General features: G+C 63.1%; 17 protein-coding genes. 2 read left to right on the top strand and 15 right to left on the bottom strand.

The features are described from left to right. Positions 1-34 precede the first annotated feature (34 nt). From ABD906_RS05895 to cysG, 13 genes are all read right to left on the bottom strand, one after another. The gene (locus tag ABD906_RS05895; RefSeq protein ID WP_165277273.1) at positions 35-1,018 is read right to left on the bottom strand and encodes a type II secretion system F family protein; all 984 of its coding nucleotides are present in this window, start codon (positions 1,016-1,018) and stop codon (positions 35-37) included. Position 1,019: 1 nt separating this feature from the next. Next, the gene (locus ABD906_RS05890) at positions 1,020-2,033 is read right to left on the bottom strand and encodes a type II secretion system F family protein (RefSeq protein WP_345098612.1); all 1,014 of its coding nucleotides are present in this window, start codon (positions 2,031-2,033) and stop codon (positions 1,020-1,022) included. After that, a complete protein-coding gene (locus ABD906_RS05885; RefSeq protein ID WP_165277271.1) occupies positions 2,033-3,517 on the bottom strand; it encodes an ATPase, T2SS/T4P/T4SS family in 1,485 nt (494 codons plus the stop codon). Before ABD906_RS05885 ends, ABD906_RS05890 begins: the two co-directional genes overlap by 1 nt. Positions 3,518-3,529: 12 nt before the next feature. Then, the gene (locus tag ABD906_RS05880) at positions 3,530-4,816 is read right to left on the bottom strand and encodes a CpaE/TadZ family protein (RefSeq protein ID WP_378188285.1); all 1,287 of its coding nucleotides are present in this window, start codon (positions 4,814-4,816) and stop codon (positions 3,530-3,532) included. A 9-nt stretch (positions 4,817-4,825) separates the two neighbouring features. Further along, positions 4,826-5,512: a CpaD family pilus assembly lipoprotein gene (locus ABD906_RS05875; RefSeq protein ID WP_165277269.1), complete on the bottom strand. Its 687-nt coding sequence runs from the start codon at positions 5,510-5,512 to the stop codon at positions 4,826-4,828. A 16-nt stretch (positions 5,513-5,528) separates the two neighbouring features. Next, positions 5,529-7,088, bottom strand: a complete 1,560-nt coding sequence (locus tag ABD906_RS05870; protein WP_345098609.1) for a type II and III secretion system protein family protein — start codon at positions 7,086-7,088, stop codon at positions 5,529-5,531. Beyond that, a complete protein-coding gene (gene cpaB / locus ABD906_RS05865; protein ID WP_165277267.1) occupies positions 7,085-7,891 on the bottom strand; it encodes a Flp pilus assembly protein CpaB in 807 nt (268 codons plus the stop codon). Before cpaB ends, ABD906_RS05870 begins: the two co-directional genes overlap by 4 nt. A 581-nt stretch (positions 7,892-8,472) precedes the next feature. Next, positions 8,473-8,703 carry a 30S ribosomal protein S21 gene (rpsU, locus tag ABD906_RS05860; RefSeq protein WP_165277266.1) on the bottom strand — a complete coding sequence of 77 codons (231 nt, stop codon included), beginning with the start codon at positions 8,701-8,703 and terminating at the stop codon, positions 8,473-8,475. A 284-nt stretch (positions 8,704-8,987) separates the two neighbouring features. Beyond that, positions 8,988-9,509 (bottom strand): DUF934 domain-containing protein, encoded by a 522-nt coding sequence (locus ABD906_RS05855; RefSeq protein WP_165277265.1) that lies wholly within the window; start codon positions 9,507-9,509, stop codon positions 8,988-8,990. Further along, positions 9,506-10,264, bottom strand: a complete 759-nt coding sequence (locus tag ABD906_RS05850; protein ID WP_165277264.1) for a phosphoadenylyl-sulfate reductase — start codon at positions 10,262-10,264, stop codon at positions 9,506-9,508. The genes ABD906_RS05855 and ABD906_RS05850 overlap by 4 nt, the downstream gene beginning before the upstream one ends. After that, positions 10,239-11,909, bottom strand: coding sequence for a nitrite/sulfite reductase (locus ABD906_RS05845; protein WP_345098608.1), 1,671 nt, complete (start codon positions 11,907-11,909; stop codon positions 10,239-10,241). The genes ABD906_RS05850 and ABD906_RS05845 overlap by 26 nt, the downstream gene beginning before the upstream one ends. A 12-nt stretch (positions 11,910-11,921) precedes the next feature. Next, the gene (locus ABD906_RS05840; RefSeq protein WP_165277262.1) at positions 11,922-12,233 is read right to left on the bottom strand and encodes a DUF2849 domain-containing protein; all 312 of its coding nucleotides are present in this window, start codon (positions 12,231-12,233) and stop codon (positions 11,922-11,924) included. Next, a complete protein-coding gene (gene cysG, locus ABD906_RS05835; protein ID WP_345098607.1) occupies positions 12,230-13,681 on the bottom strand; it encodes a siroheme synthase CysG in 1,452 nt (483 codons plus the stop codon). The genes ABD906_RS05840 and cysG overlap by 4 nt, the downstream gene beginning before the upstream one ends. 203 nt (positions 13,682-13,884) lie before the next feature. On the opposite strand from cysG, the gene ABD906_RS05830 reads away from it, so the two are divergent. Continuing rightward, a complete protein-coding gene (locus ABD906_RS05830) occupies positions 13,885-14,343 on the top strand; it encodes a baeRF12 domain-containing protein (protein WP_165277260.1) in 459 nt (152 codons plus the stop codon). 180 nt (positions 14,344-14,523) lie between these two features. On the opposite strand, the gene ABD906_RS05825 is transcribed toward ABD906_RS05830, so the two are convergent. Beyond that, entirely contained in the window at positions 14,524-15,234 is a 711-nt protein-coding gene (locus tag ABD906_RS05825; protein WP_345098606.1) for an outer membrane protein, read from the bottom strand. A 532-nt stretch (positions 15,235-15,766) separates the two neighbouring features. On the opposite strand from ABD906_RS05825, the gene ABD906_RS05820 reads away from it, so the two are divergent. After that, entirely contained in the window at positions 15,767-16,126 is a 360-nt protein-coding gene (locus ABD906_RS05820) for a septal ring lytic transglycosylase RlpA family protein (RefSeq protein ID WP_345098605.1), read from the top strand. A gap of 121 nt (positions 16,127-16,247) precedes the next feature. On the opposite strand, the gene ABD906_RS05815 is transcribed toward ABD906_RS05820, so the two are convergent. Then, on the bottom strand, positions 16,248-17,054 hold the full coding sequence (locus ABD906_RS05815) for an undecaprenyl-diphosphate phosphatase (protein ID WP_165277371.1): 807 nt from the start codon (positions 17,052-17,054) through the stop codon (positions 16,248-16,250). Positions 17,055-17,175: the final 121 nt, after the last annotated feature.

Below are 17,175 nucleotides of genomic sequence, written 5' to 3'. Positions count from 1 at the left end.
ATGGAAAACCGGTCCCCACGCCTTCGCCACCGCTTCAGAGGATTCCGGCCGACGTGAGCGACATGATGGCCGGCGCGAGGATCACCACGAAGAGGACCGGCAGGAAGAACAGGATCATCGGCACGGTGAGCTTGGGCGGCAGCGCGGCCGCTTTCTTCTCGGCGGCGTTCATGCGCTGCTCGCGGCTTTCCTCGGCCATCACGCGCAGGGCGTTGCCAATCGGGGTACCGTAGCGTTCGGCCTGGATGAGCGCCTGGGTCACGCTCTTCACGCTGTCGAGCCCGGTGCGCGTGGCAAGGTTCTCGTAGGCCTGGCGGCGCTCGGGAAGGAAGGAGAGCTCGGCCATGGTGAGCACCAGCTCTTCGGCCAGCGGAACGGACTGGGCGCCGATTTCGTCGGCCACGCGCCGGAAGGCGGCTTCGATGGACATGCCGGATTCGACGCAGATCAGCATCAGGTCGAGCGCATCGGGCCAGGCAAGCTGGATCGATTCCTTGCGCTTGGTGGCGGCATTGGCCACGTAAAGCACCGGGGCGTAGAAGCCGGCGTAAGCGCCGAGGATGCAGGCCACAACCTTGAACATGGTCGGCTGGTTCGCAAGACCGCCGCCCAGATAGATCCACGCGAAGACCAGCGATGCACCCACGAAGGGCAGTGCAAACCGCAGGAAAAGGTAACGCGTCATGGCGCTTTCGCTGCGGAAGCCCGCGTTGCGCAACTGTGCGGCGGTCTTCTCGTCCGCCAGCGCGCGGCGCAGATCGAGGCGATCAACGATGCCGCGGACGCCCGAGGTGTCCTGGCGGCGCAGGCTGCCGCCGCGATTGCGCTCGGCTTCCGCCAGGCGCGCCTTCTGCTTGGCGCGCAGGGCCTCGCGTTCAAGGGCAACGCTTTTCATGCGCGACCTGAGGGATGGCCCGGCCGACGGCAGGAAGGTGAAAACCGTCGCGAAGACGGCAATGGAAACCAGTGCCGTCATCAGGAATTGAGGGTCCATCACGATCCGGGCGATTTCCTGCATGCTAGACCTTGAAGTTGATCATCTGACGCATGATGAAGATGCCGAGGCCCATCCACACCGCACAGATCAGCAGCAAAAAGTGACCCGTGGTCGTCGTGAACAGCGGCATGATGTAGTCGGGGCTTGTCAGGAAGACGATGAAGGCCACGAGCGGCGGAAGCGCACCGATGATGGCCGCCGAGGCCTTGGCTTCCATCGACAGCGCCTGAACGCGCGCTTTCATCTTCTTGCGGTTGCGCAGCACGCGGGCGAGGTTGGACAGTGCCTCGGAGAGGTTGCCGCCCGACTGGCTCTGAATCTGGATCACGATGGCGAAGAAATTGGCCTCCGGGCAAGGCATGCTCTCGACCATGCGCGCCGTGGCTTCGGGCGCCGAAAGGCCGAGGTGCTGGGCCTCGACGATGCGGCGAAACTCGGTGCGCACCGGCTCGCGCGCCTCTGCCGCGATCATGCGGATCGCATCATTGAAGGGCAGGCCCGAACGGACGGCGCGGACGATGATGTCCAGAGCGTTAGGAAACTCCTCCAGAAACGCGGCGATGCGGCGCTTGCGCTTGAAGCTCACGTACCAGCGCGGCAGACCAAGCCCTCCCGCCACGGCGGCGCCCAGGGCCAGCAGGGGATTGGCACCCGCGACCAGCGTGACGAGCCCAACGGCTGCGCCGCAGATGGCCGAGAACATGTAGAATTTCTGGGGCGTGATCTCCAGGCCAGCCTGCTTGAGCAGGAGCCTCAGCGGCGGATTGGTGGAGCTGCGCTCCTTGTTCTTCTGCTTCTGTTCCAGTTCCTGGAGCGAATCCTGGATCGTCTTGCGGCGGCGGGCGGCCTCATTGTTTTGCTCGCGAAGCGCGCGGGCCTGGCTGCGCTCGGACTCTCCCTTCTTGACCGTCTCCAGACGGCGCTCCGTCGTCTTCTCGCTGGAGATCGTGTTGAACAGCAGGACGTAGGCAATTCCGCCGGCGCTGACCGCCGCCAGGACCACGAAGCCAATGGTTCCAAGGTCGAACCCGAACATCAGCTGTTGCGCTCCATCGCCTCGAATGCCGCGGCCAGGCGGGCGTCTTCGCCATAGTAGCGCGCACGCTCCCAGAAGGCCGGACGGGCAATGCCCGTCGAAATGTGCTTGCCAATCAGGCGGCCATTGGCGTCTTCGCCGCGGATGTCGTACACCACCAGGTCCTGGGTGATGATCACGTCGCCTTCCATGCCGACCACTTCCGTGATGTGCGTGATGCGGCGGGAGCCGTCACGCAGGCGCGCGGCCTGGATGATGACGTCGATCGAACCATTGATGATTTCGCGGACCGTCTTCTGCGGCAGCGAGAAGCCGCCCATGGCAACCATGGATTCGATACGGCTCAGGCACTCGCGCGGATTGTTCGCGTGGATTGTGCCCATGGAACCGTCGTGGCCCGTGTTCATCGCCTGGAGAAGGTCGAAGACCTCCGGTCCGCGCACCTCGCCCACGATGATGCGGTCGGGACGCATGCGAAGACAGTTGCGCACCAGGTCTCGCATGGTGATCTCGCCCTCGCCCTCGAGGTTGGGAGGGCGGGTTTCAAGGCGCACGACGTGCGGCTGCTGAAGCTGCAGCTCCGCCGCGTCCTCGCAGGTGATGATGCGCTCCTCGCGGTCGATGTAGTTGGTCAGGCAGTTGAGCAGGGTCGTCTTGCCCGAGCCCGTGCCGCCCGAGATGACCACGTTGCAGCGGACGCGGCCGATGATGCGCAGAAGCTCCGCGCCCTCCGGCGAGATCGAGCCAAGCTGCACGAGCTGGTCGAGGGTCAGACGGTCCTTCTTGAACTTTCGGATGGTGAGCGCCGCGCCGTCGATGGCCAGCGGCGGAACGATGACGTTGACGCGGGAGCCGTCCGGCAGGCGGGCGTCGCAGATGGGGCTCGATTCATCGACGCGGCGGCCAACCTGGCTCACGATGCGCTGGCAGACGGTCAGGAGGTGCTGGCTATCGCGGAAGCGGATGTTGGCTTCCTGCACCTTGCCGCCCACCTCGATGTAGACCCGCTTCGGGCCGTTGACCATGATGTCGGAGATGTCGTCTCGCGCGAGCAGCGGCTCAAGCGGGCCGAAGCCCAGCACGTCGTTGCAGATGTCCTCGAGCAGCTGTTCCTGCTCGGAGATCGACATCACGAAGTTCTTGATCGCGATGATGTCGTTGACGATGTCGCGAATTTCCTCGCGCGCCGTCTGGGAATCGAGCTGTGCCAGCTGCGACAGGTCGATGGTGTCGATCAGAGCCGAGAAGATCTGGCTCTTGATGTCGTAGTAGTTCTCGTTGTGTTCATGGGACGCAGCAGCCCTGGCCGGCTCCCGGGGGGAGCTGGCCGCCGCCGGCGGGGGCGGCGACGCGGGCGCGGCTTCCGCGCTGCGCGGCTGCGTTGCAGGCGCCGCAGCGGGAGCGCCATCAGCAACGGCAGAGACCTTGGGAAGGTCTCCCTTCGGTTCGTCCCTGCGACCGCTAATGCCTCTTTTCCCGAACATCTCTACCGCCTGTTACTTGCTCTTCCTGCCAAGACCCTTCAACAGCCAGGCGAGCGGAGATTCCTTGCCGCCGGAAGCCGTCCCGCGCCGGCGGGCCAGCGTGGAGGCGATGGTGTTGATGGTCTGGCTGATCGGATGCTTCGGATTGATCTGTGCGAGCGGGCGACCGCTGTTCGCCGCCTTTCCGAACAGTTGGGGATCGAAGGGAATGACGGCCAGGGGCGTGAGACCCAGCGGATCGCAGAACTCGCTGACGGAGATCTCCGGCTTCTTCGGGATGCCTGCCTGATTGATGATGAGCCGCGGGGCCGGATCGTTCGGCCGCAGCTTCTTCAGCGTGTCAATCAGGTTCTTGGCATTGCGAAGGTTGGCGAGGTCCGGCATGGCGGTGATGACGATCTCATCGGCACGCGCCAGTGTCGTCTGAATCCAGTTGGTCCAGCCATGCGGCACATCAAGGACGACGTTCGGCACGGTCCGCTGGGCCGTTTCGATGACCGGCGAGAAGGCCTCGGCGTCGAAATCGTAGGTGCGTTCGAGCGACGAGGGCGCGGCCAGCAGCGACAGGTGCTGCGAGCAATCCGCCAACAAACGGTCGAGATAGACCTCGTCGATGCGGTTGGGCGAGTAGACGGCCTCCGCAATACCCTGGGGCGGGTCCTGGTCGAAGTTGATGTTGGCGGTGCCGAAAGGCAGGTCGAGATCGGCGATCATGACCTGGCTTTCCAGCAGTTCCGACATCGCCCAGGACACATTGTGGGCAATCATGGAGGAGCCGACGCCGCCCTTGGCCCCGACAAACGCGATGGTGCGGCCGAGCGGCTCGGCGGCGGGATCGACGAAAAGGTCGGAGATCACCGTGATGACGTCGGTGAGGCTCACCGGCGCGATCAGGTACTCCGAAACGCCGGCGCGCATCAGGTCGCGGTAGAGGCTGACGTCGTTGTAGTGGCCGATGATGACGACCTTGGTGCTCGGCTCGCAGACTTCCGCCAGCGCCTCCAGCGCCTGCATCAGCCTGCCCGGCTCGTCATGGGTCTCGAGTATGAGCAGGTTGGGCGTCGAGGTCGCGCGGTAGAATTCGGTGGCGTCCTCGATGCCGCCGGTTCTCACACCGAAATGTGCCTTGGACAGCCGGCGGTCCTGCCCCGTCTTGCGCAGGACATCCGCCACATCCTCGCTTTCGCAGAAGGCCTGGATGGAAATGCGGGGAATGGGCCGCATTTCCTGCAGCGTCTCCGCATCAGCGGTTCTCTCCAGAGATGGTTCGGTTTCCACGCTGAGGCTCATCGTCTTCATCTCCGGGCGTTAGTAGTTGACCTCGGAACGCGTCATGAATTCGCTCGAAATGCCGCGCGACTGGTAGACGTTGATGGAGCGCGTGCGGTTGGCCATGTCGGCCGGCGCCATCTTGCGCGGTCCGAGCAGATCCGCCGGATTGGCGATCTGCGCGGCCAGATTGTTCTGGTAGGAACAGCCGAAGTTGTAATACTGGCGGTTCTCGTAGGTGTTGGCGAGATCCTCCGGCCACTGGCCGCACGGTTCCACCGACGCCCTCATCACCGGATAGGAAATACGGATCGGCGCCGAGTCCGAGGGATCGGCCTCGTAGGTCAGCGTCTGCATGCGGCCCGAAGAGATCCCGCGCGAGCGCAGGAACTTCGAGATGTCGTTGGCCGTGCTGCGTGCCGCGCCCGCGTTGGCGGAACCCCGCGGGACCAGGATCGTCACCACACCGTTGCCACTGTTGGCATAATTGGCCATGAAGCCTTCCAGCGCGGTCCGCTGCATCGTCGTCATATTGAAGGATGTCAGGCCGACCGGAAGGTCCAGTACCTGGTCCTTCTCCTGGATGACGATCGGATGGCGGGTCCGGTAATCGTCCGGCAGAGAATGGACGACCATCGGGTCCTGCTTGGTGCATCCCGCCAGCACCGGCACGGCCGCCGCCACCAGGAGAGCAAGCGCGTTTCTAGTTGCCCGAGATTTCTGCATAGGCCCCCGCCTCCTGCTACTTGTAAATGTACCCAACCACGCCGTGGTAACGGCCTTCCGGCAGCTTCGCCTGGCGATTGCCGTAGATCTTGTTCACACGGCCCAGGAACATGCCGTTCGTGTCATCCGGGACGTTGAAATTGTCGTCCGGCTTGGACAGCTCGTTGCGTGCCACGGGCTTCGACAGATAGGGCGTGATGATGATCACAAGTTCGGTCTCGTTGCGGACGAAGTCGCGGCTGCGGAACAGAGCGCCGAGAACGGGCACCTTCGACAGGCCCGGCACGCCGTTCAGAACCTGGCGCACGTCGTCGCGGACAAGACCGGCGATCATCATGGAGCCGCCGGACGGCAGCTCGACCGTCGTGTCGGCCAGGCGCTTGCGGATGGAGATGAGATTGGTGCCCCAAGAGGCGCCAAAATAACCACTGGACCGAGGATCTCTGGCAGAGCCTTCCATCATCACCGAGCCTTCCGTGGCCGGCTCCGATACCGACGTGCGAACCTTCAGGCTGATGCGGCCCGGGGACAGGACGACGGGCTGGAACTCAAGCCCGATGCCATATTCAATCTTTTCGAGCTCGTATTGCGTCGCGCCGTCCAGATTGTCGCGCGAGCGCGCATTGGAGACCTTCGTCACGAGGTTGAACTCGCCGCCGACCTTGAAGGTGGCCTTCTCGCCGGAGACTGCCGTGAGCGTCGGTTCGGCCAGCGTGCGCATGACGCCTGCCTGCTCCATCGCGTTGAAGTATGAGGTCAGCAGCCGTCCGCTGACAGCACCCATGGTGTTCGACAGCGGCTTGCCGAGGCCGAATGCGCTCTCGGTAATCAGGCCCCAGGAGATGTTGTCAGCCGAGCCGCTGCCGATCATGTTGACGCCGAGCTGCTTCATCACGTTGCGGCTCACCTCGGCCACCGTGACCTTGAGGGTCACCTGGTCCTCGCCGATGACCTGCAGCATGTTGACGATGGCGCTCTGGCGGCGCTGCCCGTCCGGGTTGCTGATCGCCACACCGCCGCCGTCGGTCGGCGCGGTGGCCGTCTGCGAATAGGCGCCGGTGGTGGCCTCGCCGCCGGTGACGAAGGCCTGGGCCAGCTGAACGGCGCGCGCCGCATCCATCGGGGTCTGGACCGTGCCGGTCAGCACCACGTTGTCGTTGATCAGCTCGACGCTGATGCTGGAGTTCGGGAGGAAGCGCTTCAGATAGGCTTCCAGATCCTGCACGTCGCGCTCCACTGCCACGTCGAAACTGGCGATCTGCTCGCCGTTGCGGCCGAAGACGAAAATGTTGGTCTCGCCCACCTGCTTGCCGAAGAGATAGATCCGTCGGGAGGTGCGGGTAATCGCGTCGGCGATGCGGGGGTTCGACACGAGGATGTCAAAGGCGTCCGCCGGCAGGTCTACCACCAGCGACTTGCTAAGACCCAGCCGCACGCGCTCCGATGCGCCGCGCAGGGGGACGACCGATTCAGCGTGGGCGTGCTGCATCCCCAGATCGACAGTTGCAAACGCGCCGGCCACAGCAATCAGGACTGCTGCCTGAACGCGACGGAAGATACCCAATTCAGCCCTCATTTCGGCGCCCCCACGTAGCTGACTTCGCCTGTCTTGATGAACCGTATCGCGTTGCCATGAGAACCGCTGATCAGATGGCGACCGGTTTTCGAGGATCGCTGCCTGTAGTCCGCCAGGGATCGCAGGGCGAGCGTCAGCCGGTCCGCCATGCGCTGCGCGACGGTCACGACTTCGGCCTGCTCGGGCGTAACTTCCAGGGTAGCAGTCTCGCCGATGATTGCCGGCTGGCCGTCCTCGTTCTCATCAAGCTTCTGGTCGATCGCCAGGACACGAATGTTCTCAAGAACCGTCTCGGTGATGTAGGTGACGGAGCCGTTCTCGCTCTCCGAGCGGCGGGTCATGATCAGGTCGACATGGTCCCCCGGCAGGATAAAGCCGCCGGCCGACGTTTCCGGCGATATCTCAACGGCGACCGCGCGCATTCCCGGCGTCAGAAGGGCGGACATAAGCGTCTGTCCGCCGGGCACCAGCCTTTCGCGGCGTACAGGCTCGCCGGGATACAGTGTGTAGCGCGCGATCGATTCCTGCAGCTCGTCGAGCGCATCCGGCTGTTTTTCCCGGGTGATGAAGGAGTCGTCAATGAGCGTTACCGGCCATTCCTGCCACTTGAGTGCAGTGCCCAGCCGCTCGCCCATATCTACCTTCTGCGCGACCAGAAGGACGTCCCGCGTTTCAACAGGCGGCTTTGCAGCGGTCTCGGCGACAGGCTCGGCCGGTTGGGAGGACATGCTCCTGGCAATGTAACCAGCGCCAATCGCGGCAAAGACCGCGACGCCCAGTATGACGATGCGGGATCGGTTCATTCATTGCCCCCTTCTGCGAATCCCATCAGCCGGGGATCATGGGGCGTAAACCTCAAATTAAGGTTAACAAAACCATTCCGCCGACCGGATCCCAAGGCAGCGGACGGATCATTCGGTCGCAGGCTCGCGCGAGGCGCGGGTTAGCCGGCGCACTCGGACAAAGGGGTCAACTTATAGAGAATCAGAATATATTCGAGAAAACAAAAAATCATTAAAGGAAATATTATAGAATCATGTACAAGAATGGAGAAATCGAAATCCGAGTGAAGTGCCGTGAAACCTTACGGTGAATTCAGCGTTTGTTGAGCGCCATATGAGAAAAACGAGGTTTGAATGAGGTTGCGCGGCAACAGGACCGCCAGGAAGACTGATATTGCGAACGCGATTTACAGGCAGACGAGGCGGAAAGAGAATACGACGTTTCTGCGGTGCATGCCGCAGTTCAGGGTCCAGGAGACCGTTCCCGCCTATATGAACAGTTTACTTTTCGAGCTCGATCAGGCCGAACGGAGAAGCAAGGGGCAGAACGGTAACGCCCCCTGATTCATCACATCGGCATGGTCAGTGAAGCGCGTCTGCAATCAGGCAGCGCGATTTCCGCGCTTGGTCGACAGTCCCTCGCGCTGGGCGAGCTTGCGCGCCAGTTTGCGCTGGCGGCGGATGGCTTCACTCTTCTCCCGAGCCCGACGTTCCGAGGGCTTTTCATAGGCCCGGCGGGCCTTCATTTCACGGAAGACGCCTTCACGCTGCAGCTTGCGCTTGAGGACACGAAGAGCCTGATCGACATTGTTGTCGCGTACAAGAACCTGCAATGGAATACCTTCTTTCTTCGGTTGGAGTTGAGAAGACGCCGCGGCAACCCAAGGGTGCCGGTCGAAAATGCCAGAGCGATCCCGATGGAGCCCGGCCAATCAACGGCAAGCGGAGACGTCTTCATACACTTTACCGTACAAAGGGGATATAGGCAGCCAGAAAATATTTCCAAGACCGCCGGCACGCGGCCGCCCTTGTGGCCCAGCCCGGCCCATGGACGGCCGGGCCGTTGCCATCACGGCTTCAAGGCCACACCACCGACGATCATCCATTAACAACGGGACTAAGAGGCCAGCCGGCGCCAGGCGTATCCGTTGCGGGCGGCCGGAAGGGCCGCGGGCTGGTAATGATACCGTATCCCTCCCTTATTGCCCGCCTCGAGCCTGCGGATCGTTACGGGGTTGCTTACCTCGAACTCGGAAAAGCCGCAGCGCAGCATGTGCGAGATCTGGTCGATCAGCACGTCGCCGGTGGCGCGGATTGCGCCCCTGAAATCGTGACGCGTGCGCAGGAGGGCGGCCTTGGAGTAACTGCGGCCGTCATTATAGGCCGGGAAGGAAAGCGCGACGAGCTCCATGCGATCGAGATAGGGAAGGAGCGGGTCGATCGGCTCGGCGGGCTTGAGCTCGACGGCAATGCGGTCGGCAGCGCCGCGCCGCGTTTCCTCATCGAGGCTCTGGAAGTCTTCGAGTGAAAGGATGAGGCGTGCGTTGGAGGCTTGCAGCTCTTCGGCCGTCCCGCGCCGCCACTCGTCGGCCTGAAAGCCGAAAAGGGTCCAAAGTCTGGGTGTTATTAAGTTCGTCATTGCTGGTGAATCCTGGATGCGCTTGAGGAAAGCGCGTTCTCGAGTCCTGATAGGTGAATGCCGCATTCGGTCTTGGCTTTGCCGGCCCAGCGCCCCCAGCGCGGATCGTCGCCCGGCTGGACCGGTTGGGTACAGGGGAAACAGCCAATGGAGAAATAACCGAAGGCAACCAGCGGGTTTTCGCGCAGGTTGTGGCGACGCATGTATTCGGCCTGATCGGCGGTCGTCCAGCGCGCGAGCGGGTTGATGCGGATGCGCGTTCCCACCGCTTCGAACACGGGCATGGCGGCGCGGGTGGCCGCCTGATGGCGCTTGCGGCCGGTGAGCCAGGCGGCGTAGGGCTCGACAGCGCGGGCCAAGGGCTCAACCTTGCGGATGGCGCAGCAGCGGTCGGGATCGGACTGGTGGAGCCTGCCCTCCGGGTCGGCCTCGGCGAGCACGTCGGGCAGCGGGGAGATGCTGATGACATTGGTGAGGCCGAGGTCGGCCGCCAGCCGGTCGCGGTATTCCAGCGTCTCGCCGAAGTGCTGGCCCGTGTCGAGAAAAAGCACGGGCAGGTCCGGGTCGACCGTCGCGATCAGGTGCAGCAGAACCGCCGAATCCGCGCCGAAAGACGACACAGCCGCCAGGCCGCCGCCGTTCCGAAACAGCTCGTGGGCGGCGCCAATGATCGTCTCGGCGCTGCTCGTCTCGTGCCGGGCATTGAGTTCGGTGGCGAGTTCCTTCGCGTCAGGCAGCCCGTGCGTCGCTCCCATACAGCGCCTCCCTGAACGGTGCGGGGCCGAGCCGCTGGTAGGCGGCAAGAAAGGGTTCCTCCGGCCCCGTGCGAAACTTCAGATACGTGGTCACCAGGATTTCGACCGCATCCACGATTTCGTCCGCGCCGAAGCCGCGGCCGATAATGTCGCCGAGTGCGGCATTCTCGTCTCCGCTGCCGCCGAGCGTGATCTGGTAGAGCTCATCACCCTTCTTCTCGACACCGAGGATGCCGATGTGGCCGACATGATGATGGCCGCAGGCGTTGATGCAGCCGGAAATCTTGATCTTGAGATCACCAATCTCCTCCTGCCGGGACAGGCTGGCGAAGCGTTGGGCGATGCCCTGCGCGACGGGAATCGAGCGGGCGTTGGCGAGCGCGCAATAGTCGAGGCCCGGGCAGGCGATCATGTCGCTGATGAGCCCCGCGTTGGGGGTGGCGAGCTTCACGGCGACCAGGCCGTCATAAACCGCGCGCAGGTCGCCGCGCGCCACATGCGGCAGGATCAGATTCTGCTCGTGACTGACGCGGATTTCGGAGAAGGCGAAGGCATCCGCCAGGTCCGCCACGGCCTCCATCTGATTGGCCGAGATGTCGCCCGGCACGTCGCCAATCCCTTTGAGGGAAATGGTGACCGACACATAATCCGGGTGCCGGTGGGTATGGAGGTTGCGGCGGGTCCAGGTTGCGAAGCCCGGGTCGCGCGCGGCTTCGAGGGCGACGAGCGCGTCGCCCTCGGGACGGTCCGGCAGGACGGGCGGAGCGAAATAGGCCCGGATGGCGCGGATGTCTTCCTCGGGAAGTCTGAGCTCGCTCTCCCTCAGGTGGGCGAATTCCGCCTCCACCAGTTCGGCCATCTTCTCCGCGCCGATCTCATGAACGAGGATCTTGATACGCGCCTTGTACTTGTTGTCTCGGCGGCCCTGCAGGTTGTAGACGCGCAGGATCGCCGTGACATAGGCGAGCAGGTCGGACTCCGGCAGAAAGTCGCGGATCTTCTTGCCGATGAAGGGCGTGCGGCCGAGCCCGCCGCCGACGTAGACGGTAAAGCCCAGTGCGCCGGCCCCGTTTCGCCTCAGGTGCAGGCCGATATCGTGCACCTGTACTGCGGCGCGGTCGCGCTCGGCGCCGGTCACGGCGATCTTGAACTTGCGCGGCAGGTACGAAAATTCCGGGTGGACGGTGGACCACTGACGCAGGATTTCCGCATAGGGACGGGGGTCCGCCACCTCGTCCGCAGCCGCGCCGGCAAAGTGGTCGGCTGTAACGTTGCGAATGCAGTTGCCGCTGGTCTGGATGCAATGCATTTCAACCGAGGCAAGCTTTTCCAGGATGTCGGGAATGTCCTTCAACGCCGGCCAGTGGAACTGCAGGTTCTGGCGCGTGGTGAAATGGCCGTAACCCTTATCGTACTCGCGGGCGATGCGGGCCAACATGCGAAGCTGCCGGGACGACAGGGTACCGTAGGGGATGGCGATCCGCAGCATGTAGGAGTGAAGCTGCAGGTAAACGCCGTTCATCAGGCGCAGCGGCTTGAACTGCTCCTCCGTCAGCTCGCCGCTCAGGCGCCGGGCCACCTGGTCGCGGAACTCATCGACCCGTGCCCGGACGAAGGCGTGGTCGAACTCATCGTATCTGTACATGGGCACGCGCTCTCAACGGAATTCGACGGCGGCCTTGCGGGCCGCCTGCTTGCCGAGATTGGGGTGAATGGAGGGACCTGCCGCGCGGATGCGCTCGCGCAGGCGGAGGGGCCGCACCTCACCGCCGGCCAGATCCACATCGATCAGTTCGGGCTCGACGATGATGTTGGCGGCGACGGCCTCGCGGGCGATCGCCACCAGTGCGTCCGCGGCGGCGGGATCGGCGACGACGTCTGCGCCGTTGATGTCCTCGACCCAGGTGCCGTCGGGTCCGAGCCAGACCGCGATGCCGTCGATGAGGCGGTTTGCAGCGAGAATCTTCATGCGGCGGCCTCCTCGCCCATGGCTGACGCAAGCGCGCGGCGGCGGGCGAGCGGCTCGGAGTTCTCGAAGGAGGCGCCCGCCACCGCGTCGCCGATGATGGTGAGCACCGGGCCGGTCAGGTCGTCGAACCCGGCGAGCGCTGGCAGGTCTGCCAGCGTCCCGTGGAACAGGCGGCTGTTGGGCAGGCTCGCATTCTCGACCACCGCCACGGCGGTGTCGGGCGAGAGACCGGCGGCGGCGAGGCGCTCCGAGACGTCGGCGGCCGTGGAGCGGCCCATGTAGACGGCGACTGTAGCGCCCTCGATGGCAAGCCGCGCCCAATCGGGAAGCGAATTGCCCTTCAAATCATGGCCGGTGGTGAAGACCATGGACGAAGCCACGCCCCGGAGCGTCAGCGGCAGGCGGAAGTCGGCCGCGGCGGCGCAGGCTGCGGTGATACCCGGCACGATTTCGTGCGGGATGCCGGCTTCGCGCAGAGCGGCAAGCTCCTCGCCGACGCGGCCGAAAACCATCGGGTCGCCGCACTTCAGGCGCACGACGCGCTTGCCTTCGCGCGCGAGCGAAACGAGCAGCTCGTTGATCTCTTCCTGGCTCTTTGAGTGGCAGCCCTTGCGCTTGCCTGCGTTGATGCGGTCGGCATCGCGGCGGCCCACGGATACGACGGACTCAGGAACCAGCGCGTCGTGAACGATGACGTCGGCCTCCATCAGCAGACGCTGGGCGCGGAGCGTCAGAAGATCCTGGGCGCCGGGGCCGGCGCCGACAAGGGCGACGTGGCCGACAGGCTCGACGGGTTCGTGATCGCGCAGCAGCTTTTCGACCTCGAGGGCCGCGTCCTGCAGGGCGCCATTTTCGACAGAGCGGGCGATCCTGCCACCAAAGAAGCTCGACCAGAACCGGCGGCGCGCCGCGCCGCGCGGCACGCGCAGCTCCACGGCCTCGCGATAGTGGGCGGCGAGGGTGGCAAGCCGGCCCAGGGCGGGGGAGAGCATCTGGTCGATGCGGGCGCGGATCTGCTGAGCGAGTACGGGGCCGGTGCCCTCCGTGCCGATCGCTACGGCAACCGGCGCGCGGTTGACGATCGCCGGCGTGTAGAAGTCGCAGAGCTCCGGGCGGTCGACCACGTTCACCGGAATGGAAAGGGCGCGCGCATCCTGCGCCACCCGGCGGTCGGTGGCGAGATCGCCGGTCGCGGCGAACACGAGGACGGAGCCAGCGAGCAGGTCGCGGTGATAGGGGACGCGCAGGAAGTCGATCCCGTGATCGGCTCCCCACTTGGCAAAGGCGGGGTCGATGACTTCGGCAATGACGAGAAGGCGCGCGGAGGATTGCGCCAGCAGGCGCGCCTTGGCGAAGGCTTCGCCTCCGCCGCCAATGATGGTCACGCGCTTTCCGTCCGTCTTCACGAAGATCGGAAAGGCATTCAGTGTGGCGTTCTGTTCGGACATGGCGGTGCTCCGGGTCGTTGCCCAGAGTCTGGACCGGAACGCCGCATTCAAGAAGGAACCCGGTGGCGCGGGTGGATGACAGGCGCGATTGCTTTTCCTAATGTGTGGAGATCCAGAGAATTTCGTTCGTCGGGTCCACCCGGAACGACCCCCCGCGCAAGATGTTTGTTCCAGAGGTACACGGCATTCCAAAGGAGAGCATCATGGCAGGTCCGCGACTTGAAAAGGGCATCTGGGTACTGGTTGCAGACGGCGAGAAGGCGCTGTTCCTGCGCAATGTCGGCGATGCCCTGCGCCCGAATTTCGAGGTGTTTCACGAACTGGCAAACGAGAATCCGCCGAACCGGGAGCAGGGAACAGACCAGCCCGGCCGTTACTTCGATGCAGGGATGCCCAACAAGAGCGGTTTCGAGGCGACAGACTGGCACAGGATCGGCAAGGAGCGGTTCGCGGAGACGCTTGCCGAACGCCTCTACAAGCATGCACATGCCGGCGAATTCAAGAAGCTGATCATCGTCGCGCCGCCGCTGGTGCTCGGAAAGCTGCGCAAGGAGCTGCACAAGGAGGTGGCGGGGAAGGTGGTCGAGGAAATCCCCAAAACCCTCACCAACCACGCCACTTGGGATATAGAGGAACTGCTGAAGTCCGCGGTGGAGGAGTAGCGTCACTCAGAGCGCGGCTTCCGGCCGTCATGGCGGGAGGTGATACCGCATGAAACAAACGCGCCGGCGGTGGCCGGCGCGCCTTCGGTCCTGATGGAGTCCGACAGCCAGGGCTGGTACGACAATTCGTGTCCTCCGGTTCCAGAGCGGGAGCCGATGATCGTTCGTCCCGTTACAGCTCTAGAACTTGTAGGCCACGCCCGCCCTCAACGTATGACCTTTCACGCGAACACGAGCATAGTCGGTCTCGTCGGAGAAGCTTCGGTTGCCGAAGTCCAGATACTGGTATTCGAGCTTCGCGATGGTGTTCCGGTTGATCGCGTAGTCGAAACCGCCGCCGAGCGTGTAACCCGTGTCGCCCCGTTCTCCGACCCACTCGTTGCCATTGTCGGTCACCGTGGCCTTGAATGAGCCGAAGGCCAGACCGCCGGTAACATAGGGGAGCAGGTGGCCCATGTCCTGCCCGAACATGTCGTTCATGGCGTAGCCCGCACGAAGCCGCGTCGAGCCAAGCCATTGGGTCGTGAATTCAGCGACGGGACCGCCGTCATCGGCATGGGTGCCCTTGATGCCGGCGTACTGAATGTCACCCTCAAATCCAAAATACAGTTTGCGGGCCTGACGCCCAAATCCCGCATAGACGCCACCGAAGGCACCTTCCGTCTGCCGGATGTTGAAGATGCTTTCGGGGATGTTTTCGGTGACGAAACTCTCCTTCACCTTCCCCCGACCAAAACCAAGGTCAACCCCGACGTAGCGTCCCGACCATGTGAAGGGACCCTCGGGAAGGGAAACGATCGGCGGAACCGGATCCGGATCGAAAATGATGTCGGCAGCAAAACTCGGAGCACTAATCAGAGAAAGAATAGAGATTGAAAGAATGGCTCGCATAGTTGCCTCGCAGAATCATTATTCTTCAAATTACTATGCATGAGTGTGTCAATAATTTGGCATATTAATTTTAAGCAATAACTTATTAATATATAGGGGATATATATTTACGATATGCCTGCCTGACGGGAAATTCTGACGCTGCCAGCCTCCTGCGCGCGAATGACGCACGCAAAAATGCAAACCAGAAATGCGTCTGAGGCCTTTAAATTCGCGGCCAGGGGGATTATGTAGCCGCCAAGTTTCCGGCGGGGTCCTCCTCCTCCTCCCGTCCCTGTCGGACTGGTCAGCACTCCTCCCTCCTCCCGAGGCTGACCAACTTAAGAAGCGCTCGCCGGTCCTCCTCCCTCGGCGAGCGCTTTTTTGTTTGCCGAACAAGTAAAATTGTCTTTCGGAAGGCGAGCGGAAATTTATTGAATAGAATCGTATGGGGCTAATCATTTCCATATTTCGTCATAAAGCGGTCCATCCCCCGCCCAATTTCGCCGATCTAAGCTCCGTCATATCCAAAATCTTTCCGGAGCTATCGTTGATGAAGAACCTATTCTCTCCGGGAGGCATCCGTCTTCTTACGGCAACAGCCGTGCTTCTCCTTGCCTCCCACGCCGCCGAGGCCCAATGCGGAAAAGCATCCTGGTATGCGCTGCATTCCAAGACCGCCTCGGGCGAAAGAATGAATCCCTCGGCCATGACAGCCGCTCACCGCAGCCTTCCCTTCGGAACCAAGGTCAAGGTCGTCAATCCCAAGAACGGGCGCAGCGTCGTTGTAAGGATCAATGACAGGGGCCCCTTCATCCGCAACCGCATCCTCGATCTTTCCAAGGGCGCTGCTGCAAAGCTCGGTTTCATCCGGACCGGCCACACCCACGTGTGCCTGGAGAAGATCGGTTAGGCCTCGAGCGGAACGCGATCCCATCCTCGTGGCTGGACTGCGAAACAGGATTTCGGCGCAGCTTGAAGCATGCCGCTGCGGGCTGCGCCGGCTTCCTGTCAACGGATGGGAAGCGCGCCGTTCAGCCGAACAGGAATAGGCCGATCATTCCGGCGATGCCCACGATGATGCGCCACCAGCCGAACAGGCTGTAGCCACGGACCGAAACGTAGTTCAGCAGAGAGCGGACCACGAACAGGGCCGACACGAAGGCGGCGACGAATCCGACGCCGATGATCTGCAGGTCTGCGGCACTCAAGGCGTCGTAATTCTTGTAGAGATCGTAGGCGAAGGCGCCCGCCATGGTCGGCATGGCAAGGAAGAAGGAGAACTCGGCCGCCGAGCGCTTGTCTGCCCCGAGCAGGAGAGCGCCGACGATGGTGGAGCCGGAGCGCGAGGTGCCCGGGATCATGGCCAGGCACTGGAACAGGCCGATGCCGAAATAGACCGAGAGCGGGTAGCGGGTCGCGTCGTGGTAGCGGGGCCGCGTCGCCCAGCGGTCCACCCAGAGGAGGACGATGCCGCCGAGGATCAGCGTGGTGCAGATCAGCATAGGCGTCTCGAACAGGACGGTCTTGATGATCTTATAGGCGAGCACGCCGATCACCGCGGCCGGGAGGAATGCCAGAAGGACGCCGAGGACGAAGCGCTGCGTGGCGCGATCGCGGGGCAGGTCGAGGGCCATTTTCCAGAGCCGGGCGGCATAGACGCTCAGAATCGCGAGAATCGCGCCGAGCTGTATAAGAATTTCAAAAGCTTTGCCGGTAGACTCGAAACCAAGGAAATGTCCTGCCAGAAGGATATGGCCGGTGGACGAAACGGGAATGAATTCGGTAAGGCCTTCGAGAATGCCGAGCAGCAGTGCTTCGACTATGGTCGTGTCGTCCACGGTACCCCCTTCGGCGGGTTTGCTTGTCACATCTGAAATCTGCCCATATAGCTCGGTGAGCCTGTGAATCGGGCTATGGGAGGAATAGCGATCCGGTGGCCGGTTGGCCAGTAACTTCATA

Origin of the sequence: Chelativorans composti (assembly GCF_039541695.1) — a bacterium.
GTDB classification, from domain to species: Bacteria; Pseudomonadota; Alphaproteobacteria; order Rhizobiales; family Rhizobiaceae; genus Chelativorans; species Chelativorans composti.
Note: the sequence above shows the minus strand (reverse complement) of the source record. Positions and strands in the feature narration are given on the sequence as shown.

Coding starts and splice junctions, on each gene's coding strand:
- ABD906_RS05895 (WP_165277273.1), bottom strand. CDS start 1,018: ATGCAGGAAATCGCCCGGATCGTGATGGACCCTCAATTCCTGATGACG.
- ABD906_RS05890 (WP_345098612.1), bottom strand. CDS start 2,033: ATGTTCGGGTTCGACCTTGGAACCATTGGCTTCGTGGTCCTGGCGGCG.
- ABD906_RS05885 (WP_165277271.1), bottom strand. CDS start 3,517: ATGTTCGGGAAAAGAGGCATTAGCGGTCGCAGGGACGAACCGAAGGGA.
- ABD906_RS05880 (WP_378188285.1), bottom strand. CDS start 4,816: ATGAAGACGATGAGCCTCAGCGTGGAAACCGAACCATCTCTGGAGAGA.
- ABD906_RS05875 (WP_165277269.1), bottom strand. CDS start 5,512: ATGCAGAAATCTCGGGCAACTAGAAACGCGCTTGCTCTCCTGGTGGCG.
- ABD906_RS05870 (WP_345098609.1), bottom strand. CDS start 7,088: ATGAGGGCTGAATTGGGTATCTTCCGTCGCGTTCAGGCAGCAGTCCTG.
- cpaB (WP_165277267.1), bottom strand. CDS start 7,891: ATGAACCGATCCCGCATCGTCATACTGGGCGTCGCGGTCTTTGCCGCG.
- ABD906_RS05855 (WP_165277265.1), bottom strand. CDS start 9,509: ATGACGAACTTAATAACACCCAGACTTTGGACCCTTTTCGGCTTTCAG.
- ABD906_RS05850 (WP_165277264.1), bottom strand. CDS start 10,264: ATGGGAGCGACGCACGGGCTGCCTGACGCGAAGGAACTCGCCACCGAA.
- ABD906_RS05845 (WP_345098608.1), bottom strand. CDS start 11,909: ATGTACAGATACGATGAGTTCGACCACGCCTTCGTCCGGGCACGGGTC.
- ABD906_RS05840 (WP_165277262.1), bottom strand. CDS start 12,233: ATGAAGATTCTCGCTGCAAACCGCCTCATCGACGGCATCGCGGTCTGG.
- cysG (WP_345098607.1), bottom strand. CDS start 13,681: ATGTCCGAACAGAACGCCACACTGAATGCCTTTCCGATCTTCGTGAAG.
- ABD906_RS05830 (WP_165277260.1), top strand. CDS start 13,885: ATGGCAGGTCCGCGACTTGAAAAGGGCATCTGGGTACTGGTTGCAGAC.
- ABD906_RS05825 (WP_345098606.1), bottom strand. CDS start 15,234: ATGCGAGCCATTCTTTCAATCTCTATTCTTTCTCTGATTAGTGCTCCG.
- ABD906_RS05820 (WP_345098605.1), top strand. CDS start 15,767: ATGAAGAACCTATTCTCTCCGGGAGGCATCCGTCTTCTTACGGCAACA.